The organism is Pseudomonas sp. AC193 (genome assembly GCF_979258075.1).
Genome location: NZ_OZ409832.1, coordinates 4,521,580 through 4,539,349, shown reverse-complemented (window position 1 = coordinate 4,539,349; position 17,770 = coordinate 4,521,580). Strand labels below are relative to the sequence as shown.

Sequence of the window (17,770 nt, the reverse complement as noted above, 5' to 3'; positions counted from 1 at the left end):
TACTATCGGTGGTAATAGCAAAAGATCGCAGCCTGCGGCAGCTCCTACAGAGTTCACATGTAGGAGCTGCCGAAGGCTGCGATCTTGGCGATCTCAAAGAGGACACCCGTGAAAGCCAGATCCGATGAGTTGCAGATTTTCGTCTGCGTGATCGAGTGCGGTTCCATCTCCGCCGCTGCCGAGCAGGTCGGGCAAACACCGTCGGCCGTCAGCCGCACGCTGTCGAAGCTGGAAGCCAAACTCGACACCACTCTGATCAACCGCACCACGCGGCGCATGGATCTGACCGAGGAGGGCAAGTACTTCTTCGAGCACGCCAAGCTGATTCTCGATCAGATGGATCAACTCGAAGAACGCCTGTCCTCACGCCAGCAAACTCCGTCCGGGCGTTTGCGCATCAACGCGGCGTCGCCGTTCATGCTCCACGCCGTCGTCCCCTACATCGACGAATTCCGCCGGCTCTACCCAGACATTCAGCTAGAACTGAACAGCAATGACCTGATCATTGACCTGCTGGAACAAAGCACCGACATCGCCATCCGCATCGGCACCCTTGCCGATTCGACGCTGCACGCGCGTTCGCTCGGTTGCAGTCCGCTGCTGATCGTCGCCAGTCCTGCGTATCTGGAAAAACGCGGCGCGCCGCAGCAAGTCGCTGATCTGAGCGAACACACTTTGCTCGGCTTCACTCAGAACGAAGGCCTCAACCAATGGCCGCTGCGCTATGTGCACGGCGATCGCTGGCCGATCACCCCGGCGATCAGCGCCTCCAGCGGCGAGACCGTGCGGCATCTGGCGCTGGAAGGGCAGGGCATTGCTTGCCTGTCGCACTTCATGACCATCGACGACATCCGCGCCGGCCGTTTGAAAGTCCTGCTCGGTGAATTCAACAGCGGTTATCGCCAGCCGATCAACGCGGTGTACTACCGTAACTCGCAACTGGCGCTGCGCATTCAGTGCTTCCTCGACTTCATCCAGAGCAAACTCGCCGCCTACGCCAGCGCCGATTTCAAGGGCTGATTCGTGACCTCTGCGCAAGAGTGAATTGGGCGGGAGCGGGTTTTTCCCCCGGGCTCACGGGCCGATACTCGTCCCATCACTTACTCACGCAGGGAGTTTCTCCATGAACGTATTCGTCACCGGCGCTGCCGGTTTTATCGGCGGCTCGATCGCTACCGGTCTGGTTCAGGCCGGGCACAACGTCACCGGCCTGGTGCGCAGCGCTGAACAGGCTGATGAGCTGAAAGCACTCGGCATCACCCCGGTTATCAGCACACTCGATGACAAAGCACTGCTCGCCGAACAGGCCCGCGCCGCCGACGCCGTGATCAACGCCGCCAGCAGCGACCATCGCGGCGCGGTGGAAGCGTTGCTCGATGCTTTGCGCGGTACCAACAAAGTGTTCCTGCACACCAGCGGTTCGAGCATCGTTGGCGATGCGTCGGGCGGCAAGTCCAGCGACGTCATCTACTACGAAGACAATCTGCCGGAGCCGACCGTCGATAAAGCCGCACGCGTGGCCATCGACAACTTGATCCTCGCAGCGGCGAAGGACGGCGTGAACTCCGCCGTCATCTGCAACACGCTGATCTACGGCCACAGCCTGGGCGTTAATCGCGACAGCGTGCAGTTGCCGCGATTGCTCAAACAAGCGCGCAAAAGCGGTGTCGTTCGTCACGTGGGTACTGGCCAAAACATCTGGTCCAACGTACACATCGAAGACGTCGTCGCCCTGTACCTGCTGGCGCTGACCAAAAACGTTCCGGGCACTTTCTACTTTGTTGAAAGCGGCGAAGCGTCGTTTAACGACATGACCACCGCCATGGCCGCAGCGATGAACCTGGGCCAACCGCAAGACTGGCCATTGAAAGACGCCGAAGCCGAGTGGGGCTACGAAATGGCCAACTACGGCCTCGGCTCCAACAGCCGTGTGCGCGGCAAACATGCGCGCGAAATACTGGGCTGGACGCCGAAGCGCACGTCAGTGGTTGAATGGATTCGTAACGAAATGGTGTGATGGGTGTTTGAGCCCGCCGGGCTTTGCTATCACCCTTCAGAACGGCTGCCATCGGGCAGCCGTTTTCGTTTCAGGCTTTGCGCTTGTATTGCGCCAGACCTATGGTGCTCTGAACATCGCCAATTCAGCAGGTACAGGGATGATTAACCGTTACGACGCAGAAGGGGCACAGAGCACTTTTCAGCTTGGCTCGAATGAGCAAGTGCTGAGCAATAAGCTGGGAATTACCGATCCTGAAGACATGGACGATGCAGAGCTGGTTTTGTTGGAAAAGCTTTACCAATCGGTACTCATCGAGCATTTACCTGATCGACCACTGACAGTTCAGGATTTAAAAGATTGGCATCGACACTGGCTCGGGAACATCTATCCATGGGCTGGCGATGTCCGTGCGGTAAATTTGGGCAAGGATGGATTTTTCTTCGCCGCTGCGCCGCAGATCCCTCGGTTGCTCGATGGATTTGAAAGGGACTGTCTTGCCAAATACACACCGTGCAGGCCCGAACTGGACGAGAACCTGATTCGCGCCATCGCTGTAACGCACGTGGAGTTCATCCTTATTCATCCCTTTCGCGAAGGTAATGGACGCTTGTCGCGATTATTGGCGGACGTCATGGCCGTGCAGGCGGGCTACGTGCCGCTGGATTACAGCAGTTGGGAAAGAAACAAAGAGGCTTATTTTGCAGCGATCAGTCAGGGGCTGAACTGCAACTACGAACCCATGGAGTATTGGGTTCGGCAGGCATTGTGGACTTGAAGTCGACGCTACTTGGCCAGGGACAAATTTAGAAACTTACTGGATCTGACTTTGAGTTTGCGCTCAATTGCCTCGACACTTTGGCCCGTCTCTATGGCTGTCGAGCTGGCGATTGCGCGGATCAGAGTATCGGCTGTCAGTTTTTTTCGGGTGCGACGCGCGGAGGTCATGGCGGGGACTCTACGGAATTTGTAAGGCGAGTATAGCGCTTGGCTGGCTTAGAAAAACACAACGTAGGGTTGGACGCGAACCAGTTGGAGCTGGCTTGCTCGCGAATGCGGTATCCCTGGCAACACAGATATTGAATGTGCAACCGCCATCGCCAGCAGGCTGGCTCCTACAAGTTAACCGCGTTCTGACTGAAGGAATGCACTCAAACTGTAGGAGCAAAGCTTGCTCGCGAAAGCGCTGTGTCAGTCGACAGAAATGTTGGATGTGACATCGTCTTCGCGAGCAAGCTCAGCTCCTACAGGTCTTGTGTGGGCATGAAAATTCGCTGGGTGGATTTTCATTAATCACGACAAGACATATCTGTTAGCGACACACCTTACCTCTCCACGAAAATTACTTTCATGTGGTTTGAAATCTCGATCTCGAAATGATTTATGAGTTTCACAACCCATTCGAACGTGACCCTTTCGAGGAGTACCGCATGACGCCTGACTTCGGCTATTGGCTGCTGGTTTATGCAGCCGTTGCCATCATTGCTTTGATCGTGTTGATCGCCCGTTACCGGCTCAATCCGTTCATTGTCATTACCTTGATTTCCATCGGCCTGGCGCTGGTGGCCGGAATGCCGGCCTCCGGGGTTGTCGGGGCATATGAGGCCGGGGTGGGCAAGACGCTGGGGCATATTGCGCTGGTGGTGGCGCTGGGGACGATGCTCGGCAAGATGATGGCCGAGTCCGGCGGCGCCGAGCAGTTGGCGCGCACGTTGATCGATAAATTCGGCGAAAAGAACGCGCACTGGGCGATGGTCTGCATCGCGTTTCTTGTCGGGCTGCCGCTGTTCTTCGAGGTCGGTTTCGTCTTGCTGGTGCCGATTGCATTCACCGTGGCGCGCCGTGTGGGTGTGTCGATTCTGATGGTCGGTTTGCCGATGGTCGCTGGTCTGTCGGTGGTGCACGCGCTGGTGCCGCCGCACCCGGCGGCGATGCTGGCGGTGCAGGCCTATCAGGCGTCGGTCGGACAGACCTTGCTCTACGCGATTGCCATCGGCATTCCAACGGCAATCATTGCCGGCCCGCTGTACGCCAAATTCATCGTGCCGCGCATTCACTTGCCGGCGGATAACCCGCTGGAAAGACAATTCCTCGACCGCGAACCGCGCGACAAGCTGCCGGGTTTCGGCATCACCATGGCGACCATTCTGTTGCCGGTGGTGTTGATGCTGATCGGTGGCTGGGCCAACCTGATTTCCACGCCGGGCAGCGGTTTCAACCAGTTCCTGCTGTTCATCGGCAACTCGGTGATCGCGCTGTTGCTGGCGACGTTGCTGAGTTTCTGGACGCTGGGTATCGCTCAGGGTTTCAGCCGTGAATCGATCCTGAAATTCACTAACGAATGCCTCGCGCCAACGGCCAGTATCACCTTGCTGGTCGGCGCTGGCGGTGGTTTGAACCGCATTCTGGTCGACGCGGGCGTAACTGATCAGATCGTCGGCCTCGCTCACGAATTTCACCTGTCGCCGCTGATCATGGGCTGGCTGTTTGCAGCGCTGATGCGCATCGCCACTGGCTCGGCGACCGTGGCCATGACCACCGCGTCCGGTGTGGTCGCGCCGGTGGCCATTGGTCTGGGATATCCCCACCCGGAACTGTTGGTGCTGGCGACCGGCGCCGGGTCGGTTATCTTTTCCCACGTCAACGACGGCGGCTTCTGGTTGATCAAGGAATACTTCAACATGACGGTCGCCCAGACTTTCAAGACCTGGACTGTATTGGAGACCCTGATTTCGGTGGTCGCTTTTGCAATGACCCTCGGTCTTTCTTACCTGCTGTAACCGGAGCCAGCCGTCATGGACATCCTTTATCAGATCCGCGCTCGTCAGGATTCCTTCAGCGCCGGCGAAGGCCGTATCGCCCGGCTGATGCTCGACGACGTCGGTTTCGCCGCGAGCGCCAGCCTCGAAGACCTCGCGCAACGCGCCGAAGTCAGCACCGCCACGCTGTCGCGGTTTGCGCGCACGGTTGGCTGTCGTGACCTGCGTGATCTGCGTCTGCAACTGGCCCAGGCCAGCGGGGTTGGCAGCCGTTTTCTCGACCCTGCCGGTACGCCCGAGCAGTCAGCTTTCTACGGGCAAATCGTCGGCGATATCGAAACCACCTTGCGTCAGCATCTGGCCGGTTTCGATGAATCACGTTTCGCCGATGCAGTGAGATTGCTCGGCCAGGCACGGATGATCCACGCCTTCGGCATGGGCGGTTGTTCGACACTGTGCAGCGATGAATTGCAGGTGCGGCTGGTGCGCCTCGGCTATCCGGTTGCGGTGTGTCATGACGCGGTGATGATGCGCGTCACCGCCGCCAGCCTCAACGCCGAACAAGTGGTCATCGTCTGCTCGCTGACCGGCATCACCCCGGAGCTGCTCGAGACCGTCGAACTGGCACGCAACTACGGCGCACGCATTCTCGCCATCACCCGCGCCGACTCGCCGCTGGCCGAATTGGCCGACGTCGTGCTGCCGCTGCAGAGTGCGGAAACCTCGTTCATTTTCAAACCGACGGCGGCGCGCTACGGCATGCTGCTCGCCATCGACGTGCTCGCGACCGAGCTGGCGCTGGCCAATCCTGAAGACAATCAAGAACGTCTGCGGCGGATCAAACTGGCCCTCGACGAATACCGTGGCGGCGACGATCACCTGCCGCTGGGAGACTGACATGTTGTACGACACCCTGATTCGCAATGCCCTGATCATCGACGGCAGCAACACGCCCGGCTACCAGGCCGACGTGGCAATCCGCGACGGCCGTGTCGAGCGCATCGGCGATTTGTCCGAGGCCACGGCGACCGAAGAAATCGACGCCGCCGGCCGCGTGCTGGCGCCGGGTTTTATCGACGTGCACACCCATGACGACACGGTGGTGATTCGTCAGCCAGAGATGCTGCCAAAACTCAGCCAAGGTGTGACCACGGTGATTGTCGGCAACTGCGGGATCAGCGCCTCGCCCGTGAGTTTGAAAGGCAATCCGCCGGATCCGATGAACCTGCTCGGCACGGCGGCGGCGTTTGTTTATCCACGTTTTAGCGATTACCGCGCGGCGGTTGAAGCGGCGAATACCACGCTGAACGTCGCCGCATTGATCGGTCACACGGCGCTGCGCAGTAATCATCTGGATGACCTGTTGCGCACTGCGACACCGGAAGAAATCACGGCGATGCGCGAGCAATTGCGTGAAAGCCTTGAGGACGGTGCGTTGGGTTTGTCCACAGGTCTGGCCTACGCCAGCGCCTACAACGCGTCCACCGATGAAGTGATGCAACTGACCGAAGAACTCACGGCATTCGGCGCGGTGTACACCACCCATTTGCGCAGCGAATTCGCCCCGGTTCTGGAGGCGATGGATGAGGCGTTTCAGATCGGTCGTCACGCCAAATCGCCGGTGATTATTTCCCACCTCAAGTGTGCAGGGGTGGGTAACTGGGGGCGCAGCCCTGAGCTCCTCGCTTCATTGGAAGAGGCCGCGAAAACCCACCCGGTTGGCTGCGATTGCTATCCGTATGCGGCGAGTTCTTCGACGCTGGATTTGAAGCAAGTCACCGATGCGCATCGCATCACCATCACCTGGTCGACGCCGCACCCGGAAGTCAGCGGCCGCGATCTGATCGACATCGCTGCGGAATGGAATCTGCCGCTGCTTGATGCCGCGAAACGCTTGCAACCGGCGGGGGCTGTTTACTACGGCATGGACGAGGCGGATGTACGAAGAATCCTCGCGCATCCGCTTTCGATGGTCGGCTCTGACGGACTGCCGGAAGATCCGTTCCCGCATCCGCGTTTGTGGGGCGCGTTCCCACGGGTGTTGGGCCATTTCAGTCGCGACGTCGGCCTGTTTCCGCTGTACACCGCTGTGCACAAGATGACCGGGCTGTCGGCGGCGCGGTTTGGTTTGAAGGAGCGCGGCGAGATTCGTGAAGGGTATTGGGCGGATCTGGTGTTGTTTGATCCGGCGACGGTGCGTGATGTCGCCGATTTCAACGATCCGCAAAGAGCGGCGCAGGGTATTGACGGGGTTTGGATCAATGGCGTGTTGAGTTACCGCGACGGGCAGGCAAATGGGCGCAGGGAAGGGCGGTTTCTGGCGCGCGAAGGTGATTTACGCAAAGGATTTCATCAGTCGAAATCCCCCCTGTAGGAGCTGCCGAAGGCTGCGATCTTTTGATCCACATCTCATAGTGGCAATCTGAGATTAAAGAAAGCCATCAACAAGCCGAATTCCTGACATCCACCCCGTCTACACTGTGGGGCCAACCAGTCAGGGAGCACCCCATGAGCTTCGGCAAAACCACCCCGATCCTGCGGATCTTCGATGAAGCCAAAGCGGTAGAGTTTTACGTCGATTTTCTCGGTTTCAAGATCGACTGGCAGCATCGCTTTGAAGCGAATTTCCCGTTGTATTTGCAGGTGTCTCGCGGTGAGTGTGTGCTGCATTTGTCCGAGCACCATGGCGACGCGAGCCCGGGTTCGGCGCTGCGTATCGAGACGGATGAGCTGGAGGCGTTTCAGCAGCAATTGATCGCCAAGGACTACAAGTTCTCGCACCCGCAGATTCAGGCGATGCCGTGGGGGAGTCAGGACATGACGATTGCCGATCCGTTTGGCAATCGGTTGGTGTTTACCAATGCGATCAGCCTCTAGAACGAAAAGCCCCTCACCCTAGCCCTCCCGAAACGTCTGGACCGCCCGGAGGGAGAGGGGACTAACCGAGGTGTATGAAGTTATCCATCGACCTGAGAGATCTGCAGCGATTATGGATTCAAAGCAGCACTTTCAGGTCGATGTCATTCACAAATATCCCCCGGTCGGCCCCCTCTCCCTCTGGGAGAGGGCTGGGGTGAGGGTAGAAGCGGTTCACCCCGGATGTGACTGTCGAATCCGGTTGGTTTTTACCGATGCGATCAGCCTCTGAGGCTAATGAAGCGAAAAGCCCCTCACCCTAGCCCTCTCCCGGAGGGAGAGGGGACTGAGCGAGGTGTCTGAAGCTATCCATCGACCTGCAAGACTGAGTCGATTATGGATTCACAGCCTGTTTTTCAGGTCGGTGTAATTCGAGAATATCCCCCGGTCGGCCCCCTCTCCCTCCGGGAGAGGGCTGGGGTGAGGGTAAAAGCGGTTCACCCCCGATGCATCTGCCGAAACTCCCCCGGCGGCATCCCGCGTCGGCTCTTGAACGTACGGTGAAACGACCTCGGTTCGGTAAACCCCAGATACTGCGCAATGTCCTGAATCGGCAACGAACTGTTGAGCAAATAATGCTCCGCCAGCTCCTGGCGCAAATCATCCAGAATCTGCTGATACGACGTCCCCGCCTGATGTAACTGGCGCTGCAACGTACGCACCGACACCGCAAGATGTTCTGCCACCTGTTCCTTGCGCGGTAATCCTTCCTTGAGCAACTGCCGCAGAATGTTTTTCACCTGCTGCTCCAGCGATGCATCCTCCAGCGTCGCCATCAATCCCAGCGCGTGTTCTTCCAGCGTCCGCAGTAACTGCGCATCGGCCTGACGCAGCGGCAACTGCAAATACGTCAGCGGCACAACCAGCGCCGAATACGGCCGATCAAACAACACCGGGCAATCGAAAAACGCCTCGTACTGCGCAGGCGTCGCCTCGGCCGGGCATGAATGTTCGAGCCAGACTGCGGCCGGCGACATCTGCGTATCAGCGATCCAGCGTGCATATTGCAGCCACGAACCGAGCACATTTTCCACCAGATGCCGGCGAATCCGTGGGCGCTGATAACGGCACGTCCAGATCAAATGCACGTGGCCATCCAGCACCTCGGCGCGACTCACGCCCATGTCGCCGACCAGTTTCTCGAACGGCATGATCCGGCTCATCGCATCGCCCAACGTCGCGCAGTTCATGGTGATGTAACCGAGCACGCTCCACGAATTGGGCAGGACGAAATTCGCCGCGTTAAGCCCGAACAACGGATCCCCCGAGTGTTCGCAGAAATAATCCAGCAAGCGTTCATGCGCCTCACCGGGCAAACGCAGGGTGTTGTCGTTCAACTGCTGCGCCTGCAAACCCGCCGCCGCCAACGCCGGTTCGACGGCCATGCCCAGTTGTTCGGCGTGGCGCAGGTATTTGAGCAGGGGCGGAACTGAGGTGAAGCCGAGCGATTGCATGATCCCTTCCTTTGATCGACGGCCGCGTGGGCGGATGAATGCCTGAAAGGTAATTTGAAACCCCGACTAAAGTAAATGGCTGATGCTTGCGCGACGTTTGACTCAATTGGCTACACGAACTGGCCGGATGCGACCGTGACACTTTGCGGCCGCTGGCTAGTATGGGGGCCTGAAATATCACTGATCTGACGGCAAAAAAGGACACACGCATGCGACGCTGGAACGGCTGGGGAGATGCAACCACGGTGGTCGAACTGCCGGCCCAGGGCGCGGAGTTTCTTCATGAGCGACTGGGCGAGGGACGCGCGCTGCCCGATGCCACGCTTGAAGCGGCATTGGCCCGTGTACCGGCCTCGCGATTGCCGGCGCACACGTTGTACAGCATTGATGCCCACGACCGTTTGCTGCATGCGCGGGGCCAGAGCCTGCCGGACTGGCTGGCATTGCGCGAAGGTGTGCTGGGCAATTATCCCGATGCAGTGGCGTTTCCCGAGACCGCTGAGCACATTCGCCAATTGCTGGCCCTCGCCCACGAACAGGACTTGTGCCTGATCCCTTATGGCGGCGGTACTTCGGTGGCCGGGCACATCAATCCGCCGGAATCTGCGCGGCCAATGGTGACGGTTTCGCTGGCGCGGATGAATCGCCTGATCGACCTCGACGAGCAGAGCCTGCTGGCGACGTTCGGCCCCGGTGCGAGTGGGCCGCAGGTGGAAAGTCAGTTGCGTGCGCGGGGCTACACGCTGGGGCATTTTCCGCAGTCGTGGGAGTTGTCGACGTTGGGCGGATGGGTTGCCAGTCGTTCCAGCGGTCAGCAGTCGTTGCGCTATGGCCGGATCGAGCAGTTGTTTGCTGGCGGCACTTTGGAAACGTTCGCCGGGCCTTTGGAAATTCCGACGTTTCCTGCTTCGGCTGCCGGACCCGATTTGCGCGAAGTGGTGCTCGGTTGCGAGGGCCGTTTCGGGATCATTTCCGAGGTCAAAGTGCGGGTCAGCGCGCTGCCTGCCGATGAACGTTTCTACGGCGTTTTTCTCCCCGACTGGCCGCAGGCTCTCAGAGCCATTCGCCAATTGGCCCAGGCACGCGTGCCGCTGTCGATGCTGCGTTTATCCAACGCCGTGGAAACCGAAACGCAACTGGCACTGGCCGGTCATCCGCAACAAATCGCCTGGCTGGAAAAGTATCTGAAGCTAAGGGGGGCAGCAGAGGGCAAATGCCTGCTGACCTTCGGCGTCACCGGCAATCGCCGACAAAACGCACTGTCGCTGACACAGGCGCGGCAACATCTGAAGGCGTTCGGCGGCGTGTTCACCGGCACCTTGCTCGGCAAGAAATGGGCGCAGAACCGCTTCCGATTCCCTTACCTGCGCGAGAACCTGTGGAACGCCGGTTACGTCGTCGACACCCTCGAAACCGCCACCGACTGGAGCAACGTCGACAATCTGCTCAACCTCATCGAAAACAGCCTGCGCGAGGCCTTGGCCGCCGAGGGCGAGCGCGTGCATGTGTTCACCCACTTGTCCCACGTCTACGGCGAAGGCTCGAGCATCTACACCACTTACGTGTTTCGCCCGGCGGCTGACTATCCGGCGACGCTCGCGCGCTGGAAAGCGCTCAAACACGCGGCCAGCCAGACCATTGTCGACAACCACGGCACCATCAGCCATCAGCACGGCGTCGGCAAAGATCACGCGCCGTACCTGTTGCGTGAGAAGGGCGCACTGGCGATGGATACCTTGCAGGCGCTGAGCAAACACTTCGATCCGGCCGGGCGCCTCAACCCCGGCACGCTGTTGCCGGAGTGACGGCCATGAGTCATGACTGGAACGCCGCATGGCGCCAGCAGACTCTGCCAACACTGGCGGATGAAACCTGGGATCTGATCGTCATCGGCGGCGGTATCAGCGGCGCCGGCATCCTGCGTGAAGCGGCGCGTCGCGGCTGGCGCTGCCTGTTGCTGGAACAGCGCGACTTTGCCTGGGGCACCTCCAGCCGATCGTCGAAAATCGGTCCATGGCGGTTTGCGTTACATCGCCAAGGGCCAGTGGCGTCTGACCCGCGATTCGGTGCGCGAACGTCAGCGCTTGCTCGACGAAGCGCCGGGGCTGGTCGAGCCGATGAGTTTCATGATGCCGCACTATCGCGGCAGCTTTCCCGGGCCTCGGGTGTTGGGTGGTTTGTTGAGTATTTACGATGCTTTGGCCGGACGGCGCAGCCATCGTTTTCATGATGCACAACAGCTTCGATATCTGGCGCCGGGCGTGAAGGAAAGTGACTTGCTCGGCGGCACCAGTTTTGTCGATGCGCTGACCGACGATGCACGGCTGGTGATGCGCGTGTTGAGCGAGGCGCGAGCGGATGGCGCGGTCGTGGTCAATGGCGTTCGCGTCGAGCATTTGCTGCGAGAAAACGGCCGAGTGTGCGGCGTTCAGATCGAAGACTGCGAGACCGGGGCGACCCTGCAATTACGCTGTGGCGTGATCGCCGTGGCCACCGGCGCCTGGGCTGAACGCTTGCGGCCGACTGAGGCACCACGGCAATTGCGGCCGTTGCGTGGCAGTCATTTATTGCTGCCGGGTTGGCGTTTGCCGGTGGCGCAGGCGTTCACGTTTCTGCATGAGCGGGATCGCCGACCGGTGTTTGTTTTCCCTTGGGAAGGCGCGACTGTGGTCGGCACCACGGATCTCGATCATCGCGAAGATCTTGATCAGAGCGCTAGCATCAGCATTGAGGAACTCGACTATCTGCTGGCGGCCTGCACACAACAATTTCCCGGTGCTGAAGTGACGGCCAATGACGTGCTGTCGACCTGGTCGGGCGTACGTCCGGTCGTCGGCAGTGCGGCGGGCAATCATCAAGACCAACCGTCGAACGAAACCCGTGAACATGTGCTGTGGCAGGAGCCCGGATGCGTGACGCTGGCCGGCGGCAAACTGACCACGTTTCGCCCGCAAGCCATCGAAGTGCTCAAGGCCTGCGCGGACATGCTCGAACGTCCCTTCGTCGATGACGCCGCGCCGGTGTTTGCCGCCGTACCTGCGCTGGCGATTGCAGAATTGAGCAACCAGCAATGGCAACGACTGGCCGGAAGGCATGGCCGAAACCTGCCGAGGCTGGCGCAACTGATCAACGATATCGGCCACGAAACGGTCGGCGCCACGGACACCTTGTGGGCGGAACTGGCCTTCGCTTGCGAAGCGGAAATGGTTCTGCACCTCGACGATCTACTGTTGCGCCGCACGCGTCTCGGCCTTTTGCTGCCTCACGGTGGCGAAGACTATTTCACCGCCATCCGCCAAATCTGCCAGCCACGACTCGGCTGGAGCGACGCATACTGGCAGCAGGAAATTCAGCGTTATCGGGCGTTGTGGCAACGCCATCACGGTCTGCCGGATGCCACGCCTTGATGCCCCTTGAAGAGAGCTCCATGGATAACCACCCGAACAAGCGTTACTTGCTGGCGATCGACAACGGCACCCAGAGCGTGCGCGCGTTGCTCTTCGATTTGCAGGGCAATTTGCTCGGCAAAGGCAAGGTTGAATTGCAGGCGTATTACTCGACGCAACCGGGTTGGGCCGAGCAGGATCCTGAGTATTACTGGGCGAAACTCGGCGAGGCGTGTCAGCAAGTCTGGGCGCAAACCGGCATTGATCGTTCGCAGATTGCTGGCGTTTCCCTGACCACTCAGCGCGGCACGGTGATCAATGTCGATGCCGAGGGCAAACCGCTGCGCCCGGCGATTTTGTGGCTCGATCAGCGCCAGAGTGAAGTCGAGGGCGGGATCAAAGGGCCGTGGGGCTGGTTGTTCAAACTGGTCGGCGCGCAGGGCACGGTGGATTATTTTCGTGCCCAGGCTGAGGCGAACTGGATTGCGCAGCATCAGCCAGAGGTGTGGGCGGCGACGGACAAGTTTCTGTTGCTGTCCGGGTTTCTCACTCATCGACTGTGCGGGCGTTTCGTCGACTCAGTGGGTTGCTGCGTTGGCTACCTGCCGTTTGACTTCAAACGCCTGAAATGGGCCGCGCCGAGTGACTGGAAATGGCAGGCGCTGGCGGTACGTCCCGAGCAATTGCCGACCCTGCACAAACCCGGTGAAACCCTCGGCTACATCACCGCTGAAGCGGCTCGCCACACCGGCATTCCCGAAGGCTTGCCGCTGATTGCGGCGGGTGCCGACAAGGCGTGTGAAGTGGTCGGTGCCGGCGTGGTCGACGCGGGCACGGTGTGCCTGTCCTATGGCACCACGGCGACGATCACCAGCACCCGTTCGCGCTATCTGGAAATCGTCCCGTTGATTCCGCCGTACCCCTCGGCGGTGCCGGATCAGTTCAACTGCGAGGTGATGATTTATCGCGGTTACTGGATGGTCAGTTGGTTCAAGAACGAGTTCGGCTTGCGCGAGATGCAGCAGGCCAAAGAGCAGGGCATCGAGCCGGAGCAGTTGTTCGATGCGCTGGTCGATGCGGTGCCGCCGGGGTCGATGGGCCTGATGCTGCAACCGTACTGGTCGCCGGGGATTCGCGAGCCCGGCGTGGAAGCGAAAGGCGCGATGATCGGCTTCGGCGATGTGCACACCCGCGCGCATATTTACCGGGCGATTCTTGAGGGGCTGGCGTATGCCCTGCGCCAGGGCATGGAGAATATCGAGCGGCGTTCAAAGGTTACGGTGAAGCGCCTGCGCGTGGCCGGTGGCGGTTCGCAGAGTGATGCGGCGATGCAGCTTACGGCGAATATTTTCGGCCTGCCGGCGGAGCGACCGCATGTGTACGAAGCATCTGGCTTGGGGGCGGCGATCTGCTGTGCGGTGGGGCTCGGATTGCACGCAGATTTCCCAACTGCAATCGCCGCGATGACCCGCGTGGGTGCGGTCTTCACCCCACAACCCGAGGCGCAGAAAATCTACGAGCAACTGTACAAAGAGGTTTACCTGCGCATGTACCGACAGCTCAAACCGCTCTACCAAAGCATCCGCAAAATCACCGGCTACCCCGCCTAAAAAACACACCACAATCCCCCTGTAGGAGCTGCCGAAGGCTGCGATCTTTTGATCTTTTTTTCAGGATCAACATCAAAAGATCGCAGCCTTCGGCAGCTCCTACAGGGATCGTGTTGAGATTTGAATTGGCGCCATCGGAGACTTTTTCTGGTGAGATCGGACAGTGTCAGCGGCGGGGGCGGTTGTTAGGCTCATCCCCCACGGCACCTCCAATAAGAACCCGGCAATGAAGCTGACATTCCTCCTGTTGCTGCTTTGTGCAACGGCCCCAAGTGCTTGGGGCTGGTCGAACCATACGGTGGGCAGCTACCTGGCGTTGCAGGATCTGCCGGCGTTGCGTGATGCGCCGCAGGTGGAAGTCGAGCCGTTGGAAACGTTTCTCGCGCAGCAATACCAAGCCGTCAGCGCATTGCTGGAAGAGCAGGAAACCTTCGCCCGCGATCACTTCGCTGAATACCCGCCACGCCCCGATGCGCTGAAATTACCGGCCACGCCGAGTGACAATCTGCGCCACGACTTTTTCACCGCGCTGCGCATCAACCCGCAGATTCATCTGGCGATGGTCATCCAGCCATTGCCCGGCAAAGACCTGCCCGAGCGCGAGCATTTGCAGGCCAATCAAGTCATGGTCGAACAAACCCTGTCACCGTGGAATCGCCAGCGCTTTATCGTCGTCGCCAACCACGAAAAAGTCGCGCCACTGGCCGTGCTCGCCAGCGCCGCCGACGAACCGGATTACGGCCACGACATCAACCTGTTCAGCGACAACCCCGGCGACGCTGGCGCGCGCTACGGCTTCGGCCCGCAACCCTTTGGTGACGAGCGTTTCCAGTACAGCTCGCAAGCGCCGTTCCACATGGGCTTCTTCCACGAAAGCCCGGTGGTCTATGCCGCTGCCGGATTCCTCGAACGCAGTTGGCCGGACTGGCGCGCGTATCAATACATGGGCCTGGCGCGACTGGCATTTGCCAGCGGCCATCCGTATTGGGGTTATCGCTTTCTCGGCTGGGGCCTGCACCACGTTCAGGATCTGACTCAGCCGTATCACGCCAAGCCATTGCCCGGCGTCGACCTCGCCAATCTCCTCCTGCTGGAAGGTAAGGCCATCGCCGGATTCGCGGAGGACAAACAGGCCTCCATCGAACGCGTTGCGACCCGGCATATGGAAGTCGAAAAGTATCAATCGACCTGGCTGCGGCGTTTGCTGCGTGCCGGCAATCCGCATCCGATGCTCGACGCTTACACCGATGTCGCCCAAGACAAAAGCTATCCGCCGTACTCGGTCGACTACCTGCGCGAAGTGGTCAGCGCCGAGTCGGTCGATGATTCCGCCGCCTTCGACGAAGCGATCGGCCAATGGCTGGAAACGGCGCCAGCGACCAGCGATTTCAGCAGCGGCAATCAGCTGCAACGCGAAGATTTCGACCATCCGGCACTCAATCAACAGCTGTTCAAATTGCTCGGCCATTTCGGCGCGCACAGCCGGATTTACGTCAGCGCGGGATTGGCGCCCTAGCCACCGCGACAGGACAAAAAACAATAAAAAACAGGGAAGGAGGAACACATGATCAACACTCGATTGCGCCTGACGGGCGCGGCGCTCCCCGGTGTCGGCCTGGCAGGGCTGCTGCAACTGTGCGCAGTCGATGCGGCGCACGCGGTGGAGTTCAGCTTCATGGACAAACAAGTCACCGGTTCGATCGACACGACGTTGTCGTACGGTCGTATGTGGCGGGTGCAGGGGCGCGACAAATCCAACGATGACGTCAACACCAACGACGGCAATCGCAACTTCGACACCGGGCTGGTTTCCGAGGTGTACAAGATCACTTCCGAGCTTGAAGCCAACTATCAGAACTACGGTTTGTTCATGCGCGGCACGGGGTTTTACGACACGCAGCTGATGGACAAGCGCAACAACTATTACGACAACAACAGCCCCTCGCAACCGAGCCAGAGCTACCCGCAGGACGACCGTTTCACCAGCCAGACCCGCGATATTGCCGGCAGCCGCATCGAGATGCTCGACGCGTATGTGCACGGCAGTTGGGACGTCGCGCAGATGCCGGTGACCGCCCGAGTCGGGCGACAAGTGTTCAACTGGGGCGAGGGGATTTTCTATCGCGGCGGGATCAACACCACCAACCCGGTGGACGCGGCCAAGTACCGTTTGCCCGGCGCCGAAGTGAAGGAAGTGCTGGTGCCGGTGGAGGCGCTGAGCTTCAACGTCGGCCTCACCGATTCGCTGACCATGGAGAGTTTCTACCAGACCAACTGGAAAGAAACCCGCATCGATCCGGTCGGCACTTTCTACTCGCAAACCGACCTGTTCGCCGATGGCGGCAACACCGGTTACAACAACTTCAGCGGCACCGCGCTCGATACGCCGGTGCCGGGGTTTGGCAACGTGATTGGCTTGTACAGCGCGCTGGGTAACAACCCGTTGCTGAGTTCAGCCCTGCAAACCACCGGGCTGTACGCCAACGGTGTGACGCCGGCTTACGGCAACACGTTGAAAGTGGCGTCGATCGGCAAGGACTACAACGCGCGCAACGACGGGCAGTTCGGCTTCGCTTTCCGCTACATCGCCGAGCAGCTCAACAGCACCGAGTTCGGTTTGTACATGGTCAACTACCACGCCAAGGAACCGACCATCGCGGCGGATCTGGGCGGGTACAAGGGCATCGACATGGATGCGCTGACCAATCTGTTGTCCGGCGTTGCAGGCGATCAGGCCGGGGCGCTTGCCGGTGGTCTGGCCACGGCCGATGTGATGGGCAACATTCAGGCGCATCGTCGTTATGCCGAAGACATCCGCATGTACGGTTTCAGCTTCAACACCACGCTGGGCGAGGCCTCGGTGTTTGGCGAAATCGCTTATCGGCCGAACCTGCCGATTGGCGTCGCGGCCACCAACGATTTGATCGGCGACCTGGCCAACGGTGCGGCGGTGGCGGTGACGGGCCGGTCGATCAACGTCGGCGGGCAGATGGTCAATCTCAACAGCGAGATCAATAACGCCGAGCGCGTCGAAGCGTTCAACACCTCGCTGGGCACCATCTACAACTTCGGCCCGACGGCCTCGTTCGACTCGCTGTTCGGCATCTTCGAACTGGCCTCGGAACATCTGCGTGGCAGCAGTTTGCAATACACCGCTTATGACGGCAGCACGCGTTATTACGCGGGGACTGGTAACTATTCCTATGTGTCCGGTGGTGATCGCGACGATCAGGTCAACCGTGATTCCTACAGCTACACGGCGATGCTCAACGGCACGTGGAACGACGTGTACGCCGGGGTCAACGTCTCGCCTTACATCGTTTACAAAGACGACTTTCAGGGCAACAGCTACCAGGCCGGCAACACCATCGAAGGTCGCAAGGCTTACACGCTGGGGGTCAAGGCCAACTACCAGAACAAGCTCGAAGCCGAACTGCAATACACCGAGTTCTACGGCGGCGGACAAAACAACGGCATCCGCGACCGCGACAACGTCGGGTTCAACCTCAAGTATTTCCTTTAAAGACCAGAACACAGGCGCACCCCTTGTAGGAGTGAGCCTGCTCGCGATGGCGGACTTTCAGTCGCAGTAGTTTTTGCCTGATACACCGCTATCGCGAGCAGGCTCACTCCTACAGGGGATCTGCGG

General features: G+C 59.8%; 12 protein-coding genes and 1 pseudogene. 12 read left to right on the top strand and 1 reads right to left on the bottom strand.

Going from position 1 to position 17,770, the window contains the following annotated elements; translation table 11 throughout:
* Positions 1–108: 108 nt before the first annotated feature.
* The 7 genes from ACZZ0D_RS20495 (at position 109) to ACZZ0D_RS20465 (ending at position 7,632) form a co-directional block, all read left to right on the top strand.
* Positions 109–1,020, top strand: a complete 912-nt coding sequence (locus ACZZ0D_RS20495; RefSeq protein WP_463554137.1) for a LysR substrate-binding domain-containing protein — start codon at positions 109–111, stop codon at positions 1,018–1,020.
* 103 nt (positions 1,021–1,123) lie between these two features.
* Entirely contained in the window at positions 1,124–2,017 is an 894-nt protein-coding gene (locus ACZZ0D_RS20490; protein ID WP_463554136.1) for an NAD-dependent epimerase/dehydratase family protein, read from the top strand.
* Between the two features lie 7 nt (positions 2,018–2,024).
* Positions 2,025–2,774 (top strand): Fic/DOC family protein, encoded by a 750-nt coding sequence (locus ACZZ0D_RS20485; RefSeq protein WP_463554135.1) that lies wholly within the window; start codon positions 2,025–2,027, stop codon positions 2,772–2,774.
* Between the two features lie 652 nt (positions 2,775–3,426).
* Complete coding sequence (locus ACZZ0D_RS20480) at positions 3,427–4,776, top strand: GntP family permease (RefSeq protein ID WP_159812847.1); 1,350 nt, start codon at positions 3,427–3,429, stop codon at positions 4,774–4,776.
* Positions 4,777–4,791: 15 nt separating this feature from the next.
* Entirely contained in the window at positions 4,792–5,652 is an 861-nt protein-coding gene (locus tag ACZZ0D_RS20475; RefSeq protein ID WP_212544186.1) for a MurR/RpiR family transcriptional regulator, read from the top strand.
* A gap of 1 nt (position 5,653) precedes the next feature.
* Complete coding sequence (locus tag ACZZ0D_RS20470) at positions 5,654–7,129, top strand: N-acyl-D-amino-acid deacylase family protein (protein ID WP_463554134.1); 1,476 nt, start codon at positions 5,654–5,656, stop codon at positions 7,127–7,129.
* Between the two features lie 134 nt (positions 7,130–7,263).
* Positions 7,264–7,632, top strand: a complete 369-nt coding sequence (locus ACZZ0D_RS20465; RefSeq protein WP_126359889.1) for a glyoxalase superfamily protein — start codon at positions 7,264–7,266, stop codon at positions 7,630–7,632.
* 476 nt (positions 7,633–8,108) lie between these two features.
* On the opposite strand, the gene gliR is transcribed toward ACZZ0D_RS20465, so the two are convergent.
* Positions 8,109–9,125 carry an AraC family transcriptional regulator GliR gene (gliR, locus tag ACZZ0D_RS20460; RefSeq protein ID WP_463554133.1) on the bottom strand — a complete coding sequence of 339 codons (1,017 nt, stop codon included), beginning with the start codon at positions 9,123–9,125 and terminating at the stop codon, positions 8,109–8,111.
* Positions 9,126–9,334: 209 nt separating this feature from the next.
* Between gliR and ACZZ0D_RS20455 the strand changes: the two genes are divergently transcribed.
* The 5 genes and pseudogenes from ACZZ0D_RS20455 (at position 9,335) to ACZZ0D_RS20435 (ending at position 17,644) form a co-directional block, all read left to right on the top strand.
* Positions 9,335–10,930, top strand: coding sequence for an FAD-binding oxidoreductase (locus tag ACZZ0D_RS20455; protein WP_463554132.1), 1,596 nt, complete (start codon positions 9,335–9,337; stop codon positions 10,928–10,930).
* A 5-nt stretch (positions 10,931–10,935) separates the two neighbouring features.
* Positions 10,936–12,532 (top strand): annotated as a pseudogene (locus tag ACZZ0D_RS20450) (glycerol-3-phosphate dehydrogenase/oxidase).
* Positions 12,533–12,552: 20 nt separating this feature from the next.
* Complete coding sequence (locus tag ACZZ0D_RS20445) at positions 12,553–14,121, top strand: FGGY-family carbohydrate kinase (RefSeq protein WP_463554131.1); 1,569 nt, start codon at positions 12,553–12,555, stop codon at positions 14,119–14,121.
* A gap of 226 nt (positions 14,122–14,347) precedes the next feature.
* Positions 14,348–15,637, top strand: coding sequence for a phospholipase (locus tag ACZZ0D_RS20440; protein WP_463554130.1), 1,290 nt, complete (start codon positions 14,348–14,350; stop codon positions 15,635–15,637).
* Positions 15,638–15,685: 48 nt separating this feature from the next.
* Complete coding sequence (locus ACZZ0D_RS20435) at positions 15,686–17,644, top strand: DUF1302 domain-containing protein (protein ID WP_463554129.1); 1,959 nt, start codon at positions 15,686–15,688, stop codon at positions 17,642–17,644.
* The last annotated feature ends 126 nt before the right edge of the window (positions 17,645–17,770 follow it).

Excerpts from the sequence above, each read along its gene's own strand:
- ACZZ0D_RS20490 (WP_463554136.1), top strand. The coding sequence starts at position 1,124 with ATGAACGTATTCGTCACCGGCGCTGCCGGTTTTATCGGCGGCTCGATC.
- ACZZ0D_RS20480 (WP_159812847.1), top strand. The coding sequence starts at position 3,427 with ATGACGCCTGACTTCGGCTATTGGCTGCTGGTTTATGCAGCCGTTGCC.
- ACZZ0D_RS20475 (WP_212544186.1), top strand. The coding sequence starts at position 4,792 with ATGGACATCCTTTATCAGATCCGCGCTCGTCAGGATTCCTTCAGCGCC.
- ACZZ0D_RS20470 (WP_463554134.1), top strand. The coding sequence starts at position 5,654 with ATGTTGTACGACACCCTGATTCGCAATGCCCTGATCATCGACGGCAGC.
- ACZZ0D_RS20465 (WP_126359889.1), top strand. The coding sequence starts at position 7,264 with ATGAGCTTCGGCAAAACCACCCCGATCCTGCGGATCTTCGATGAAGCC.
- gliR (WP_463554133.1), bottom strand. The coding sequence starts at position 9,125 with ATGCAATCGCTCGGCTTCACCTCAGTTCCGCCCCTGCTCAAATACCTG.
- ACZZ0D_RS20455 (WP_463554132.1), top strand. The coding sequence starts at position 9,335 with ATGCGACGCTGGAACGGCTGGGGAGATGCAACCACGGTGGTCGAACTG.
- ACZZ0D_RS20445 (WP_463554131.1), top strand. The coding sequence starts at position 12,553 with ATGGATAACCACCCGAACAAGCGTTACTTGCTGGCGATCGACAACGGC.
- ACZZ0D_RS20440 (WP_463554130.1), top strand. The coding sequence starts at position 14,348 with ATGAAGCTGACATTCCTCCTGTTGCTGCTTTGTGCAACGGCCCCAAGT.
- ACZZ0D_RS20435 (WP_463554129.1), top strand. The coding sequence starts at position 15,686 with ATGATCAACACTCGATTGCGCCTGACGGGCGCGGCGCTCCCCGGTGTC.